Annotated in this window: 13 protein-coding genes; 4 read left to right on the plus strand and 9 right to left on the minus strand. The window is 46.0% G+C overall.

Features of this window, described 5'->3' with window-relative positions; translation table 11 throughout:
• Nucleotides 1-44: 44 nt before the first annotated feature.
• From ACFVAD_RS08510 to ACFVAD_RS08525, 4 genes are all read left to right on the plus strand, one after another.
• Nucleotides 45-935, plus strand: a complete 891-nt coding sequence (locus ACFVAD_RS08510) for a hypothetical protein (RefSeq protein ID WP_386638139.1) — start codon at nucleotides 45-47, stop codon at nucleotides 933-935.
• 16 nt (nucleotides 936-951) lie between these two features.
• The gene (locus ACFVAD_RS08515) at nucleotides 952-1,872 is read left to right on the plus strand and encodes a nuclease-related domain-containing protein (protein WP_386638141.1); all 921 of its coding nucleotides are present in this window, start codon (nucleotides 952-954) and stop codon (nucleotides 1,870-1,872) included.
• Between the two features lie 1,069 nt (nucleotides 1,873-2,941).
• Nucleotides 2,942-3,658 (plus strand): DUF459 domain-containing protein, encoded by a 717-nt coding sequence (locus ACFVAD_RS08520; RefSeq protein ID WP_386638143.1) that lies wholly within the window; start codon nucleotides 2,942-2,944, stop codon nucleotides 3,656-3,658.
• 101 nt (nucleotides 3,659-3,759) lie between these two features.
• Nucleotides 3,760-4,608, plus strand: a complete 849-nt coding sequence (locus tag ACFVAD_RS08525; protein WP_386638145.1) for a protein-glutamine gamma-glutamyltransferase — start codon at nucleotides 3,760-3,762, stop codon at nucleotides 4,606-4,608.
• A gap of 65 nt (nucleotides 4,609-4,673) precedes the next feature.
• On the opposite strand, the gene ACFVAD_RS08530 is transcribed toward ACFVAD_RS08525, so the two are convergent.
• From ACFVAD_RS08530 to murQ, 9 genes are all read right to left on the minus strand, one after another.
• The gene (locus tag ACFVAD_RS08530; protein ID WP_386638148.1) at nucleotides 4,674-5,849 is read right to left on the minus strand and encodes an anhydro-N-acetylmuramic acid kinase; all 1,176 of its coding nucleotides are present in this window, start codon (nucleotides 5,847-5,849) and stop codon (nucleotides 4,674-4,676) included.
• Complete coding sequence (locus tag ACFVAD_RS08535; RefSeq protein WP_386638151.1) at nucleotides 5,846-7,447, minus strand: glycoside hydrolase family 3 protein; 1,602 nt, start codon at nucleotides 7,445-7,447, stop codon at nucleotides 5,846-5,848. Before ACFVAD_RS08535 ends, ACFVAD_RS08530 begins: the two co-directional genes overlap by 4 nt.
• Nucleotides 7,448-7,474: 27 nt before the next feature.
• A complete protein-coding gene (locus ACFVAD_RS08540; RefSeq protein WP_386638327.1) occupies nucleotides 7,475-8,629 on the minus strand; it encodes an exo-beta-N-acetylmuramidase NamZ family protein in 1,155 nt (384 codons plus the stop codon).
• Between the two features lie 25 nt (nucleotides 8,630-8,654).
• Complete coding sequence (locus ACFVAD_RS08545; RefSeq protein ID WP_386638154.1) at nucleotides 8,655-9,329, minus strand: YesL family protein; 675 nt, start codon at nucleotides 9,327-9,329, stop codon at nucleotides 8,655-8,657.
• Between the two features lie 212 nt (nucleotides 9,330-9,541).
• A complete protein-coding gene (locus ACFVAD_RS08550) occupies nucleotides 9,542-10,651 on the minus strand; it encodes an ABC transporter ATP-binding protein (RefSeq protein ID WP_386638157.1) in 1,110 nt (369 codons plus the stop codon).
• Between the two features lie 11 nt (nucleotides 10,652-10,662).
• A complete protein-coding gene (locus tag ACFVAD_RS08555) occupies nucleotides 10,663-11,406 on the minus strand; it encodes a carbohydrate ABC transporter permease (protein ID WP_386638329.1) in 744 nt (247 codons plus the stop codon).
• A 171-nt stretch (nucleotides 11,407-11,577) separates the two neighbouring features.
• On the minus strand, nucleotides 11,578-12,495 hold the full coding sequence (locus tag ACFVAD_RS08560) for a carbohydrate ABC transporter permease (RefSeq protein ID WP_386638160.1): 918 nt from the start codon (nucleotides 12,493-12,495) through the stop codon (nucleotides 11,578-11,580).
• A 115-nt stretch (nucleotides 12,496-12,610) separates the two neighbouring features.
• Nucleotides 12,611-13,933, minus strand: coding sequence for an ABC transporter substrate-binding protein (locus ACFVAD_RS08565; protein WP_386638163.1), 1,323 nt, complete (start codon nucleotides 13,931-13,933; stop codon nucleotides 12,611-12,613).
• Between the two features lie 20 nt (nucleotides 13,934-13,953).
• Entirely contained in the window at nucleotides 13,954-14,868 is a 915-nt protein-coding gene (gene murQ, locus ACFVAD_RS08570; protein ID WP_386638165.1) for an N-acetylmuramic acid 6-phosphate etherase, read from the minus strand.
• Nucleotides 14,869-14,873: the final 5 nt, after the last annotated feature.

Below are 14,873 nucleotides of genomic sequence, written 5' to 3' on the forward strand. Positions count from 1 at the left end.
TACTTCACCTCATAAAATTCAAGAGAAAGTTGGTTGATCATTTCATGCTAAACACACTAATTTGCCCCTGTGGCAGCGGAAAAACTTTTATCTCCTGTTGTCAAAACTCTCCAAACGTCCGAGTCTTCAGTGCCCCGTTTGCCAATGGAAAAGAGCGGCAGGATTTCATCGAGAACGTAGAAATCGCATCGAAATTCAAAATGCCGATGCGCGGACATCTCCTCTTCTATGGGAAGGATCTTGTTGAATATGTAAAGGAATCCTCATCTATAAGTGAAGACACCTATAAATTTCTCCAGCCTTTTTCTTTTTTTCTATACCAAAAGAACGACCAGGGAAAATTAAACTCCTGGAAAGATTGCACATTCAGCTTCTGGGATGAATTGATATCCACCTATTTCGTACATTCTATCCGCCTATCTGCTCAAAAAAATGAGGTAGAGACTCTCCTGCACGAGCTGAAAAAATTTGCTGTCTGGCTGAAGAAACATAATAAAGGCTCTTATCTTAAAAAGATCCATTCACGCATCCATGCCTATGAATCAGATCTGAAGCTATGTGAAGAAGTAATTAATTCTCTCTATGAAAGCCATTGGGGAGATTTCCATGATAAAGACTGGGACTACAAACGTGCTGTTTTCGAATCGGAAAACCGTCTAAACAGCTATTCTGTCACAGAAGAAAGCTTGTTTGAGGTCACCGGTGTAATGGGCAAATATACGGTGGCCAAGTGCTGTGAAACGGAAAAATACTATTACTTGAAAGGTCTGCCTATTAAGCTCATTCAGCCAAAGCTCCTGCTATCGGGCACAATAGGGAAACACTACAGCCAGGACACTTGGGACTGGATTTTCACTTCAGCTGTATACCCGCATGAGTCAAAATCGTACCTGCTTTCCTCTGATACAGACCTTTACACTACCACACTCGTTTAAGGGAGGATGTCTCATATTGATAAAGCAGCGAAGTGAACCGCTCGAATTATCCATGCTTAAATCATTGAATGCCCGTTCGGTCATGAATGCCACGGATTCAGCCAAATTCCACAGTCTCGATAAAGGCTATCGTGGGGAAATCATGTTTGACGAGTATATGAAGGAAGTTTCAAATGAAAACAATCTGATCCTTAACGACCTACTCTTGGAATACAAAAGTACCATCTTTCAAATAGACTCCTTGTTTCAATTCTCTAATACCCTTCACCTTTTCGAAGTGAAGAACTTTGAAGGCGATTTTCTCATCGATGAGGGGAAATGGTATTCAATCGGAATTGGGCGAAAAGAAATTAAAAATCCCTTACTACAATTAAAAAGAACCGAATCCTTATTGCGACAACTACTTCAAGAACTCGGATACCCCTTCCCCATAGAAGCCCATCTCGTCTTTATAAACCCGAATTTTCAACTCTATCAGGCTCCAGCCGATCAACCTATCATTTTCCCATCACAGCTGAGTCGGTTTAGGGAAAAATTGAAAAGCAGATCTGCGGTTCTTAAGGCTTCACATAGGAAATTGGCGAATCAGCTACTTTCTCTTCATATGGAAGATAACCCATACAGTCGGATGCCGGAGTACCAGTATGGAGAGTTGGAGAAAGGGATCATCTGCCCGACATGTCATACATTCTATCCTACTTTCAAAAAAACATATTTGCTTTGTCATGAATGTGGCGGTATTGAAGGTTATAAAACGGCCATAATTAGAAGCATTAAAGAACTTCGGTTACTTTTCCCTGAGGTGAAAGTTACTACTAATTTGATTTATGATTGGTGTAAGATTATAAAAGACAAAAAAACAATTAGAAAAACACTTTCTGAGCATTTCAATAAGATTGGTCATGGTAAGAGTTCATATTATGTAAATCTGGAATAACCAATTAATGCTGAATTAAGCCTTCTTAATACTTTTGAGACCACCATTCCCTTCTTTTGGCATTTTCGTGGTCTCAACTTGGGCTTTTGAGACCGCCATTTCCTTCTTTTTGCTTTTTCGTGGTCTCAACCGGGGCTTTTGAGACCACTATTTCCTTCTTTTTGCTTTTTCGTGGTCTCAACCGGGGCTTTTGAGACCGCTATTTCCTTCTTTTTGTATTTTCGTGGTCTCAACCGGGGCTTTTGAGACCACCATTTCCTTCTTTTTGTATTTTCGTGGTCTCAACCAAAGCTTTTGAAGCCGCCATTTCCTTCTTTTTGCTTTTTCGTGGTCTCAACCAAAGCTTTTGAGGCCGCCATTTCCTTCTTTTTGCTTTTTCGTGGTTTCAACCGGGGCTTTTGAGACCACTATACTCCCCGTTTTGCTTTTTCGTGGTCTCAACCAAAGCTTTTGAGGCCGCCATTTCCTTCTTTTTGCTTTTTAGTGGTTTCAACAGGGGCTTTTGAGACCACCATACACCCCGTTTTGCTTTTTCGTGGTCTCAACCAAAGCTTTTGAGGCCGCCATTTCCTTCTTTTTGCTTTTTCGTGGTTTCAACCGGGGCTTTTGAGACCTCAACCAAAGCTTTTGAGGCCGCCATTTCCTTCTTTTTGCATTTTCGTGGTCTCAACCGGGACTTTTGAGACCGCCATTTCCTTCTTTTTGCCTTTTCGTAGTCTCAACCGGGGCTTTTGAGACCACCATACACCCCGTTTTGATTTTTCGTGGTCTCAACCGGGGCTTTTGAGACCACCATACACCCCGTTTTGCTTTTTCGTGGTCTCAACAGGGGCTTCTGAGACCACCATACACCCCGTTTTGCTTTTTCGTGGTCTCAACCAAAGTTTTTGATGCCGCCATTCCCTTCTTTCTGCTTTTTCGTGGTTTCAACCGGGGCTTTTGAGACCACCATACACCCCGTTTTGATTTTTCGTGGTCTCAATGTGGGTTCATTCATCGCACTCCCACACCCCAAAAGTTTAACAACCCACCCTACAGGGAAAAATACACTATCACAAGGAGGCTCATCATGAAAAAAACCATCACCTTTGTCACCGCCTTGGTCGCAGTCGTCCTGATTGCGGTCGGTGTCTTAAATTTAACCCAACAGAACAAAGCACTATCTGTTCCCAATGAATCGGAGAAAATGGTCTCACTTGGAGACTCTCTCACCCATGGAGTCGGTGATGAATCCGGCGAGGGTTTTGTTGAAAGCTTGGAAAAACAATTAAAGGAAGAAAAGAATGCCATCATTACTGTAGAGAATCATGGAATCCCCGACCAGCAGACGGACGGGCTACTGCAGCAGGTAAAGAAGTCAAAAGTGAAAAGTGATCTGCAAGATGCGGATTATGTCACTTTATTTATAGGAACCAATGATTTAATAGAGAGTAACGGCGGCGACCTGAAAGAAATCAATGAAGAGAGAATTGCAGTAGGACTAGCCGACTATGAACGCAACCTCAAAAAAATCCTGGGAATTATCCGTGAGGAAAATAAAGATGTACCAATCCTGTTCCTCGGACTCTATAATCCCTATCCCGAATCACAGGAAATAGAAGATGAAATTGCCGAATGGAACGAGAAAAGCAAAACAATCATCGATGACTATGAGAAAATAAAATTCATTTCTACTAATGATCTTTTCCAAAAAAAATCAACTGATTACTTCAGTGATGCACTCCATCCTAATGAAAAAGGATATAACCTGATAACGAAGAAAATATTAGATGATTACGATTTTTAAGCTGGGGCCGCATTTCCAATTAGGAGATGTGGCTTTTTTGTTCACAATCACCCCCATCCCGAATACGCTAGATACAACGCCACCCAGAAAAGAGGAATATCATGATACAACTATCAGGAAAACCCTTCGACCAAACCGACCTGTGGCCACCCGCAAGCATGGATGCAACGATTGTCCAATCATTGATGGATGACCCGGATATCCACTCCTATGAATCAATGGAGGAACTGCAATTTGAGCTTACTTTCAGGAAGAATATCATTTTGAGTGCGGAGCTGATGAGTCAAGGGGAGGCTCGGTTCGAAACCTTCGCAGGATCCGTGGGGAATCCGGATTACTGGATGATGACAACGAAAGGTGCCTTCCAGTTGAGGGATGGTGTCGAGCCGGCTGCTGCTATTCGAGATATTTTCAAAAATAGTTCCCTTTATGCGTATGAATGTGCCACTGCAATGATTATGATCTATTATCGTGCAGCGCTGATGACTATTGGTGAAAAGCTGTTTAATCAGTTATTCCAAAATCTCTACTTATACAGCTGGCACACTGACGTCGACCTTGGTGTCCAATCCCTTCTAACCAAACACCTGATACCTGGGGATGTTGCCTATTTCAATAATCCTGGCTATCATCCGGAAACTCCTTGGTGGAGAGGAGAAAATGCCATTGTGATGGGGAATGAGATGTATTTTGGACACGGAATCGGAATCAAGACAGCACAAGAGATCACAGATTTTTTAAACAGTGTGAGGCAGCCAGACAGCACTACCCCGGCGGCTTTGATCAATATTGTGGCAAGACCGTCCATTAAACATCTGGCCGAACTCTCGAAGCTGCCGCGTGGCTTTAACCGGGGCTATAAGCCACAGCATTTCATCATTCATCATAATAAGACGTCGATTTCGTTTTATCGATATCTTTATTATTTGTATAAGCCTTTTTATAGGTAACCAAAATTCGAATAAAAAAGGATCGATTTCCTCCATCCGAGAAGGAAATCGATCCTCTAATCATTTCACACAGTCAACTTCCCCAGAACCACAGGCTTCCTTGCCCCCGTCGCTGATGGCAAATTGTTCGGCACGCCAAACAGTGTCTCGTTAGCGAGCAGTGCAAACGCCACCGCTTCCTTCGAATCACTGGAAAATCCGTAATCCTCTTGCGTCTTCACCTCAAAAGAGCCCAGTTCACTCAAATACCCTAGCAAGGTCGCATTATACGCCCCTCCGCCGCTGACAATCAGCGTATCAACCGGGCCTTCCAAAAAGCGTTTGTACTGATCCACAATCGTCATTGCAGTGAATTTAGTGACTGTCGCCATAATGTCCGCATCGGAAAGCCCCTTCGAAAGTAGTCGCCCGACAAGTTCACGTGTATAAGAAGCACCAAACAACTCTCGCCCAGTACTCTTCGGAATCGCCATACTGAAGTAAGGATCCGCAAGTAATTCGAGTAACACCTCTTCATCTGCATGACCATTTGCAGCCACTCGTCCGCCATCATCATAATGGGTCTGGCCCTCCGTCAGGATCGAGATCGCTTCGTCCATGATCATATTTCCCGGCCCTGTATCAAAGGCAACCACCTGACCCGGACTGCATCCCGCAGGCAGATAAGTGACATTCCCGATGCCGCCGATATTCTGCAGTGCGATGCTTTCGGAAGCCGATCTGAACAGCAGATAATCCACATAAGGAACAAGCGGTGCACCGCCTCCGCCTGCTGCCATATCACGAACACGGAAGTCGGACACTACAGGGCAGCCAAACTTTTCCGCAATGACGGATGCTTCACCGAGCTGCAAGGTGGAACGAACCAAGCCAGCTCCCTCCACAGGAATGTGGTACAAAGTCTGTCCATGCGATCCGATGAAATCAATATCCTCCACCCCGAAACCATGTTTCTTCACAACAGACTCCGCCGCTTTTGAGAACATCTCCCCAAGCTCAAAATTAAGACTGCACAAGGCATCCACCGAGCTTGCCGCAGGATCGAACTGCCGGAAGATCCGCTCACGCAATTCCCCGGAGATCGCAATATTTTCAAATGCAAGCTCCTTGTAAGACATCTTTTCCCCGGCACCTTTTACCGACACAATCCCAACATCCACACCATCGACAGAGGTTCCGGACATCAAGCCGAGCCCAATTCGCTCCTCTTTTTCAGCAAGCTTCTGTAAAAGCTGGATCATCCGTTGTTTACCTTGGCATCCAGTAGCGTGATGGGCAGTTTCCCGGTCGCCTTGAGCTGGCCCAATAGCACCTTGCTGGCAGATTCCAAAGCAAGCGCCCGGCTCTCATAGGTGACAAGATACGTAGAAGCCTCCGGGAATTTTCCGATATCGTAAGGGCTGCGCATCGCCACAACGCCAACACGGTCGCCAAAGGAGGCCACAAGCTTCCGAACCAATTCAACCTGTGAAGGGTTCGCCACCGCCTGATACGTCGCAACCACCACTTTGTCAAAATCCCCAGCCTGCTTGGCGATTCGAGCGATTTCTTCTTCAGTTGGTGCCACCGTCACGGACACTTCCTCCGCATGTGGCAAAGCAGCCTTTAAATAAGTTCCAACCGTTACCTTCGTAGCCAACGTCTCATCTACCTCTGTCGCCACATTCGGATCGACACAAACCACCAAAACTTTCTGATCAGCAGCCAAAGGCATAAACGACCCGCTATCCTTCACAAGCGTCATGCTCTTTTCGCTTACGCTATGAGCAAATGCCAAGTCCGCATCATGACCGATTAGCGCCGCTGCCTCTTCCCAAGAAGCCACTGATTCCGCAAGCTTCCTCTTTTCCTTCAGCTTCAACACCCGCGCTACAGAGCGGTCTACCTGTTCCATAGTCAGCCGGCCGCTTTCCACCGCCTTTTTCACAGCCTCCATTGCTTTGTACTGGCGCTCAAACGTATGGCTGATCAACACAATGTCGATGCCCGCTTCAATCGCCATGACTGATGCTTCTTCGATTCCGTAATACTCGATGATCGCGTTCATTTCCATGCAGTCGGTCATCGCCACACCTTCATAGCCCAGCTTTTCACGCAGCAATCCGCTCACGATGCGCTTGGATAACGTTGAAGGAACATTATCGGGTTCAATGGATTTGAAGTTGATATGTGCGACCATCACGCCGTCCACGTCATGAGCAAATGTCTCCTTGAATGGGACGAGCTCCAGGCTTTCCAGTCCATGTGAAATCACAGGCAGGTCCAAGTGGGAATCGACGTTGGTGTCGCCGTGCCCTGGGAAGTGCTTGCTTACTGCAGACACATGCTCAGCTTGCAGGCCTCTTACCGCTTCCACCCCAAACTCTGCGACAACGCGGGGATCCTCGCCATAGGATCGGACGCCGATTACCGGGTTCAAAGGGTTATTGTTCACATCCACACAAGGGGCAAAGTTCATGTTTACTCCAAGTGCACGCAGCTCTTTCCCGACAATTTTACTCAACTGATAAGCTGCTTCCTTATCGCCTGTTGCGCCCAATGCCATGTTGCCGGGGCTTAACGTTACGCCCTCGGTTATCCGCGCAACCATGCCGCCCTCCTGGTCAATTGAAATGAACAGCGGAAGTTTGCCTGCGTCCTTCGCAACCTTTTGCAAACTGCTGGACAGCTCATATACCTGCTTCGTGTTCTTCACATTCCTTGTAAAATAAATCACTCCGCCAATATGGTAATCCTGTATTAGCTTCGTTATATTCTCGGACGGCTCTGTTCCGTGGAAACCTGCCATGAACAGTTGGCCTACTTTCTCCTCAAGTATCATTTCATGAATCTGTTTCATACGCTTTTCTCCCCTTTTAAAAAAAGTCTATGAATAAAGCAAAATGGAACTTGTTCTTATCTTCCAATCTTCCAATCCGGACGGCCAGTCTTCCGCTACCTCTTCAAAAGAAAGCCCCTGGTCAATCCCCTTTCTCACCTTATCTGTTCCCCACAGCAGGTCGATGAAAGGATGCATGCCCTCCTTGAATGGCTCGAGCCACTGTGCCTCACCATCGTGCACGGCAAAGATGCTATGTAACAATTCAAAGCCAAGCCTTGCAGCATCAAGCCCATTCCTGTCCGTAATAATCAATTGCAGCCCTCTGCATAAGTCACCCTGATGCTTGCTCATGTTCGGTGTGAAAAATGCCGGTACAAGCTCCAGTCCAGGCAGTTCCTTACGGGAAAAATGCTCCATCATTTCATCCTGCTTGAACCAAGGAGCCCCGATCCATTCAAATGGCTTCGTTGTTCCGCGGCCTTCTGAGAGGTTCGTCCCTTCAATAAAACAGCTGATAGGATAATAGAGTGTAGTCGTAAAATGCGGGATATTCGGTGATGGCGGGATCCATGGCTGCTGCCAGTCCTCGCCCCACATGGAGCGGTTCCAGTTTTCCACTTCATATACATGGAGGTCTGCATCCGGATAAACTTCTCGTTGAACGAGCTTCGCATATTCCCCAACCGTCAGCCCAAGGCTCACCGGCAGCTCATATGGCCCGACAAAAGAGCTGTAAGCCATATCCAGCACATTCCCGGATACAATCGGTGCAATCGGGTTCGGCCGATCCAGCACGACGAATGATGTACCGGTCTTGGCACATGCCTCCATCACATTTTTTACGGTTGCAAGGAACGTATAGAAGCGTACCCCGACATCCTGAATATCAAAAAAAATGGCATCTACATCTGCGAGCAATTCTGTAGATACCTTCTTGGTCGGTCCATATAAGCTGTACACGGGAAGCGAGGTTTTCGGGTCTGTTGTATCCTCCACATGGACGCCTGCCTGGACGTCCCCCCTGATTCCGTGTTCACAAGCGAAAAGCTTTGTCAGTCTGATAGATTCTGCTTCATTGAGTGCATCGATCGTGGATTGGAAGCTTGAGGTCATTCCCGTCTGATTCGTTACGAGGGCAATGCTCTTGCCAGCCCAAGCTTCCAAACCGTTTTGCAAAAAGCGATCAATGCCGTATGTCACCTTTTTCAAAAGATCCCTCCTCCATTTAGGCACTAACAGGGTTCCAATCTGTATCCTCTTCCTCTGTCCCAATGACATTGCTTGTGACAATATTGCAGAAGAGCGTGGACAGGCTTGGAAACAGGAAAAACAGTCCTACTACGGATAGTAGCAATAGGCAGAAAATCGATGTAATCTGCAGGAATGATAGAATCGTATACAGCGGATTTTTCACAAGCAGCTTGACGCTGGTGAAGATGCTGTCCTTTAGGGAATACTGGAATTTCACCAATAATGGAATCGTGTAGATCTGGCTCAGGAAAATCATTCCGCAAAAGTAGGACTGGAAACACGCCAATGCGAATGCGAACGTTCCGCCGACTTGTGTGTAGTGCCACCATGATGCTGCGACAATTACAACAAAGAAGGATAGAAACAGACTGTACCCGACGCTTGCCAGAAAGTATTTTTTCATGCCGGTGAAAAACATGACGATCACGGATTGGCTTTTATCTAATAGAAGCTGCTGGACAGCCCATGCCGCCCCCACAAAAATCGGTCCGCTTACGAGCATTACGTAAAAAATAGAGTATGGCAATTGGATGAGAAAGAAGGACGGACTTAGCACCGTTACGACCAAAAAGCTGATGAATACCATCGCTACTATGTGTTTGTAGTACTCTCTTCCTGTTACTCGTAAAATATGTGTCAATCCATCCATCTGCATTCTCTCCTTTATGATTGTCTCCATTATCCACCGCTGTTGATTTCCGCACTAGGCTGCGCTTTCCGCGGGGCGGTGCTGGAGCCTCCTCGGGCTTCGCCCTGTGGGGTCTCCAGCCTACCGCTACCTCCCGCAGGAGTCTTCGCCTATTGCTCCAATCAACAGCTAGAGACGTTTTATAAATCAAAATTCTACTTTTACATTATTTTTTAAAAAATCCTTAACTCAGTCACCGGGTCAAACAGGTGCATTTTATCCAGGTTGAAGACAAATGTTTTTTCTTCCAGTGGGCGGATGAAGCTTTCGCCGCTTACTTTGGCGGTGATCATGCGGTCTCCCATTGTGAAGTATACGAGGTTTTCGCCGCCTAGATGTTCGATTGCTTTCACTTTGATGTTCGCTTTGTTGTCTGTCGGGACGGTAAATGCGAACTCTTCATCATAGATGTCTTCCGGACGAAGTCCCAGCACCACTTTTTTGCCGACATAGGCTTTGTATTGTTTTATAAGCGCTTCAGGGATGGTGAATGTCAATTCTCCCACACGAAGTTTGTTCTCTGTTTCTAGTATAGCATCAAAGAAGTTCATTGGTGGAGACCCAATAAATCCTGCGACGAACATATTTGCCGGGTTGCGGTACAGATCTCTTGGAGAAGCGATCTGCTGGATTTCCCCTTTGTTCATGACGACGATTCTTTCGCCGAGTGTCATGGCTTCGACCTGATCATGCGTTACATATACGATGGTTGCTCCGAGGCGCTGATGCAGCTCGGCAAGCTCGATGCGCATCTGTACGCGCAGCTTTGCATCCAGGTTGGAAAGCGGCTCGTCGAAAAGGAATACCTTCGGGTTACGGACGATTGCGCGTCCTACTGCCACCCTTTGGCGCTGCCCCCCACTAAGCTCTTTCGGTTTGCGGTCCAAGAGTTCATCGAGTCCAAGAATTTTGGAGGCATACTCGATTTTCTCCTTGATTTCCTCTTTGGATGTCTTCATATTTTTCAGGCCGAATGCAAGATTCTGCTCGATCGTCATATGCGGATACAAGGCGTAGTCCTGGAATACCATCGCGATATCGCGGTCCTTCGGATGCATATTGTTGACCACTTTGTCCCCAATATAGATGTTCCCTGATGTCTGGCGTTCAAGCCCTGCGATCATGCGGAGTGAGGTCGTTTTGCCGCAGCCGGATGGGCCTACGAAAACGAGAAACTCTTTATCTTTTATTTCAAATGTAGCATCATTGACAGCAGTGAATGTGCCGCCCCGTTTGTCGTCCACGAATGTTTTTGTTACATTTTCTATTTTTATACTTGCCATTCCTTAAACACCTATCCTTTCACTGCACCGATTGTTATACCCTGTAAGAAGTAACGCTGTAGGGCAAAGAATAAAATAAACATTGGCAAGGCCGCAAGCACCGAGCCTGCCATCATCGCCCCGTAATCTGTTGCGTCCTGGAACTTGAAGCTTGCAAGTCCGACCTGGATCGTTCTCATGGAGCTTGATTGCGTCACAAGGAACGGCCAGAAGAATTCATTCCATGTTGATACGAATGTAAAGATTGCAAGTACCGCTACCCCAGGCTTGGAGATGGGCAGGATGACTTTCCGGAAAATCCCGAACTCGCTGCAGCCGTCAATTCGTGCTGCCTGGATAAGTGTCGTCGGCAATGTCGACATGTATTGCTTCATCAGGAAGATATTCCCGACCACTGTGAACATTGGGAGCATGATTGCAAGATACGTATCCACCAAGCCGAAAATGTTCACGACCATGATGTACACCGGAATCAAGGTAACCTGAGCCGGGATCATCATCGTACCAAGCAACAGCCAGAAAATCGTTTTTCTGCCCGGGAAGCTCAGTTTCGCGAATGCATACCCTGCAAGTGAAGAGAAGACGACGTTGGATAAAGTCAGTACACTTGAAACGAACAAGCTATTCATTAACCAGCGAGCTGCGTCTGTTTCCGTCAAGAATCGGATATATGTAGCCAGTGTCACCTTGGATGGAAACCATTCCGGCTTAAAGGATGCGGAGATCGTGGTATCCCGGAAGGAGGAAATCACCATCCAGTAGAGCGGGATGATGGTCAGCACCACCCAGAACAAAAGAATCGCCCAACTTAGTACACTGTAGACCTTTTTGCGCTGATTTCTTGCTTTCTCTCTTTTGATGGCAAGCTCTGCATATTGTGCATTGTTTGTATTGGTTGCTGGTTGCATGTAGATTTTCCTCCTTTCCTAAAATTCCACGTCAGATGACATGACTTTAAATTGTATAACAGATGCCAGGATAATGACTGCTCCAAGCACAAATGATTCCGCTGCGGCCAGACCGAATTGATAGTATTGGAAGGCATGCGTATAGATCAGATAGGCGATGGTGGTTGTCGCAAAGTTCGGACCACCCTGTGTCATAAGGTATATGCTCATGAACACCTGGAAGCTCATGATGATCCCGGTCACCAATAAATAGAGAGTAGTAGGTTTCAATAATGGCCATGTTATATTACGGAATTTCGACCATTCAGAAGCGTGGTCGATGTCTGCTGCTTCATACAGGGACTTCGGTATTCCGCCCATTGCAGCCAAGTAAAGGATGATACCGGAGCCGTGTCCAGTAAGATAGGACATTAGCATAATAGAAAGCAATGCTGTACTGCTTTGCCCAAGCCACATGATATTGTCGAACCCAAGCATTTCAAGGAACATATTGAATAGTCCCGCTTTTGTCGGGTCATAAATCCAGAACCATACTAGCGCAACCGTTACTCCGGAAGCTACCGTCGGCAAGTAAAGTGCAGCTTTGAAAAAGGTCTGCGCCTTTTTTGCTCTCGGGAATATCAGTACTGCAAGAAATAAAGTGATTGCGACGTTTACCGGTACTGTACCGACTGTGAAAACGAAGGTGTTCCACATCGCCTTCCAGAAGATATCGTCGTTTACCATCGTCTTATAGTTGTCTAACCCAACCCAAGTGGAACCAAGTACATGGTATTTTTGAAAACTCATGACAAGGGCGTAGCCGACAGGGAAGAGTGTAAACATGAGAAACAGAATGATAGGGACCGCGATAAATGCATAGCACCAGCCATAATCTTTTATAAATTGGGAGAAATTGAATTTTTTCGATACGGAGACCGCTGATTGGTTTGGCATTGTCTACACTTACACCTCCAGATTTAAGGTGGCTGTTTTCCTTCTGACCGAACGGAAACAAGACCTTTAAAATAAAAGAGGAAGAGCAGTTACGCTCCCTCCTCTTCCTTATGGCTTACTGGGAGAAAATAGCTTCTCCCTTGGTTTTGAACTCTTCCGCCGCCTCTTCAGGAGTCAATTCTCCGCTTAGTAGACCTTGGAAAGTCGGAATGACAACTTCTGTACGGAAGCGGTCATCTTTCGCAGCTGCCGCTGCAGATGCATTGCTTGGTGGTAAAACGTGAGAAGCCAATACTTCTGCTGCAACTTTATTGTAAGGTGCAAGCGGCATTTCAAACTTGCCTTCTGCATCTTTATGAACCTGTGGTAATGCTAGTGCTGCCGCCGCTTTTCCAGCTTCTGCACTTGTAAGGTGCTCAAGTACCTTCACGCTGTTCTTCATGTGATCTTCTTTTGCATTCTTCTGTGTGAACATCATGTAACCTTCAGAACCACCGAAAGATACTTGCTCTTCACCTTCGTTATGAGGGATTGGTAAAAGAACAAAGTTTACTTCTTCCCCTTCCACTTTTCCGTCTTTGATTTCCTGGTTGCGTGCTTCTACTACAGGATCAAAGTAAGGAATTGCGCGACCGAAGAATAGTGCTTGGTGGTTGTAGTATAGCTCCATACGTTTCGCAGGATCCACAGCCGCCGTTTCTTTTGGCATTATGCCTGAGTCTACTAAATTTTTGATGTATTTCATTGTTTCCAGGATTTTCTCGTCATTCCATGTGATGCCATCTTCTGTGTAGCGGTTTGGCAATCCATTGTTCATCGCAAGGTGTACTAACAGCTCTTCATTGTTCCCTTGGAAAACAAAGCCGTATTTGTCGTCACCAGCTGCATTCTTTCCAACGCCTTTTTTCGCCAGGTCTTCGAATTCCTTCCAAGTCCAGCCTTCTTGTTGAATCTTTTCATAATCGATGCCAGCCTCTTCTAGAAGCTGCTTATTTCCACCCCATACGTGAAGGAACATGTAGATTGGAAGACCGTAAAGTTTGTCTTCGATTTTCATGTAGTCCAAAGCAACTTGGTTGTAGTCATCTTTTGAAACATTCAATTTGTCGTCTAGAGGCACTAGCAGACCTGAATCAACATATTTACCTTGTGGCTTACCGAAATAAACATCTGGTGGATTACCGGAGTTTAATGCGATATCGAATTTTTGTGGACCTTCAGCCCAGCTCAATACTTCATACTCGATTTCGATATTTTCGTTTTCCTTCTCAAAAGAAGCAACTAATTCTTTCAGTTCTGCTTCGTACTCACCATGCACCGGATATGTCCAAACCTTTACAACATCCTTTTTATCGGATGAAGAACTGCTGTTGGAACAACCAAGGATAATGGAAGCAACGAGCAACATAACCATTGCTAAACTTAACCCCTTTTTCATTTCCAATTCCCCCTTGAAAATTAATTTTTATTATAAGCCTTTATAGCCTTATAAACGAATCCCTTTGCGTCACTGAGCAGCTCTGCCGCTTTCACGGCGTCCACCTGACACGTATACATGATGATTGCCACTTTCGGGTTTCCTTCTGAACTGTCAAACAATGTTGTTGCTTCATCTGAGGAACATCCCGTCACTTGCTGAATGATGCGTTTTGCACGGTCCACCAGCTTTTTGTTCAAAGGCTGGACATCGACCATCAGGTTATTGAACACCTTCCCTATCTTCACCATGGAAGTGGTCGTGATCATATTCAACACAAGCTTCTGTGTAGTACCCGCTTTCATTCTGGTGGAGCCAGTAATCACTTCCGGCCCTACTTCTATATTAATCTTGTAATCTGCTACAGTATTAAGTGTAGCGTCCTTTGTACAAGTAAAGGATACCGTTTTGGCCCCAAGCTCCTTAGCCTGTTTCAATGCGCCGATGACATATGGGGCACGTCCGCTTGCCGTGATGCCGATGACGACATCGTGCAATCTGACGCCATGCTGCTTGATGTCATTTGCCCCAAGCTCCTCGCTGTCCTCTGCGCCTTCCACCGCTTTAAAGATGGCAGGCTCGCCTCCAGCGATGATCGCTTTCACCATTTCCGGTGGAGTGCCATAGGTTGGCGGGCATTCGGATGCATCGAGAATCCCGATTCGTCCGGAAGTACCGGCTCCTACATAGAAAAGGCGTCCCCCCGCTTCAAAGGATTCCACGACGCTGTCGACCACTTTTGCGATACTTGGAATTTCCTTCTGGATGTGAAGCGGTACTGTTTGATCTTCTTCATTGATGATAGCTAATATTTCTTCTGTTGATTGTCTATCAATCTGGGTGGTCTTTCCATTCTGCTGTTCAGTCACCAGATTCTGTAAGTTTTCTAATCCCATTTATC

Source organism: Sutcliffiella sp. NPDC057660, from assembly GCF_042800035.1.
GTDB lineage: Bacteria > Bacillota > Bacilli > Bacillales > Bacillaceae_I > Sutcliffiella_A.

Coding starts and splice junctions, on each gene's coding strand:
- ACFVAD_RS08510 (WP_386638139.1), top strand. CDS start 45: ATGCTAAACACACTAATTTGCCCCTGTGGCAGCGGAAAAACTTTTATC.
- ACFVAD_RS08520 (WP_386638143.1), top strand. CDS start 2,942: ATGAAAAAAACCATCACCTTTGTCACCGCCTTGGTCGCAGTCGTCCTG.
- ACFVAD_RS08525 (WP_386638145.1), top strand. CDS start 3,760: ATGATACAACTATCAGGAAAACCCTTCGACCAAACCGACCTGTGGCCA.
- ACFVAD_RS08530 (WP_386638148.1), bottom strand. CDS start 5,849: ATGATCCAGCTTTTACAGAAGCTTGCTGAAAAAGAGGAGCGAATTGGG.
- ACFVAD_RS08535 (WP_386638151.1), bottom strand. CDS start 7,447: ATGAAACAGATTCATGAAATGATACTTGAGGAGAAAGTAGGCCAACTG.
- ACFVAD_RS08545 (WP_386638154.1), bottom strand. CDS start 9,329: ATGGATGGATTGACACATATTTTACGAGTAACAGGAAGAGAGTACTAC.
- ACFVAD_RS08550 (WP_386638157.1), bottom strand. CDS start 10,651: ATGGCAAGTATAAAAATAGAAAATGTAACAAAAACATTCGTGGACGAC.
- ACFVAD_RS08555 (WP_386638329.1), bottom strand. CDS start 11,406: ATGGTGATTTCCTCCTTCCGGGATACCACGATCTCCGCATCCTTTAAG.
- ACFVAD_RS08560 (WP_386638160.1), bottom strand. CDS start 12,495: ATGCCAAACCAATCAGCGGTCTCCGTATCGAAAAAATTCAATTTCTCC.
- ACFVAD_RS08565 (WP_386638163.1), bottom strand. CDS start 13,933: ATGAAAAAGGGGTTAAGTTTAGCAATGGTTATGTTGCTCGTTGCTTCC.
- murQ (WP_386638165.1), bottom strand. CDS start 14,868: ATGGGATTAGAAAACTTACAGAATCTGGTGACTGAACAGCAGAATGGA.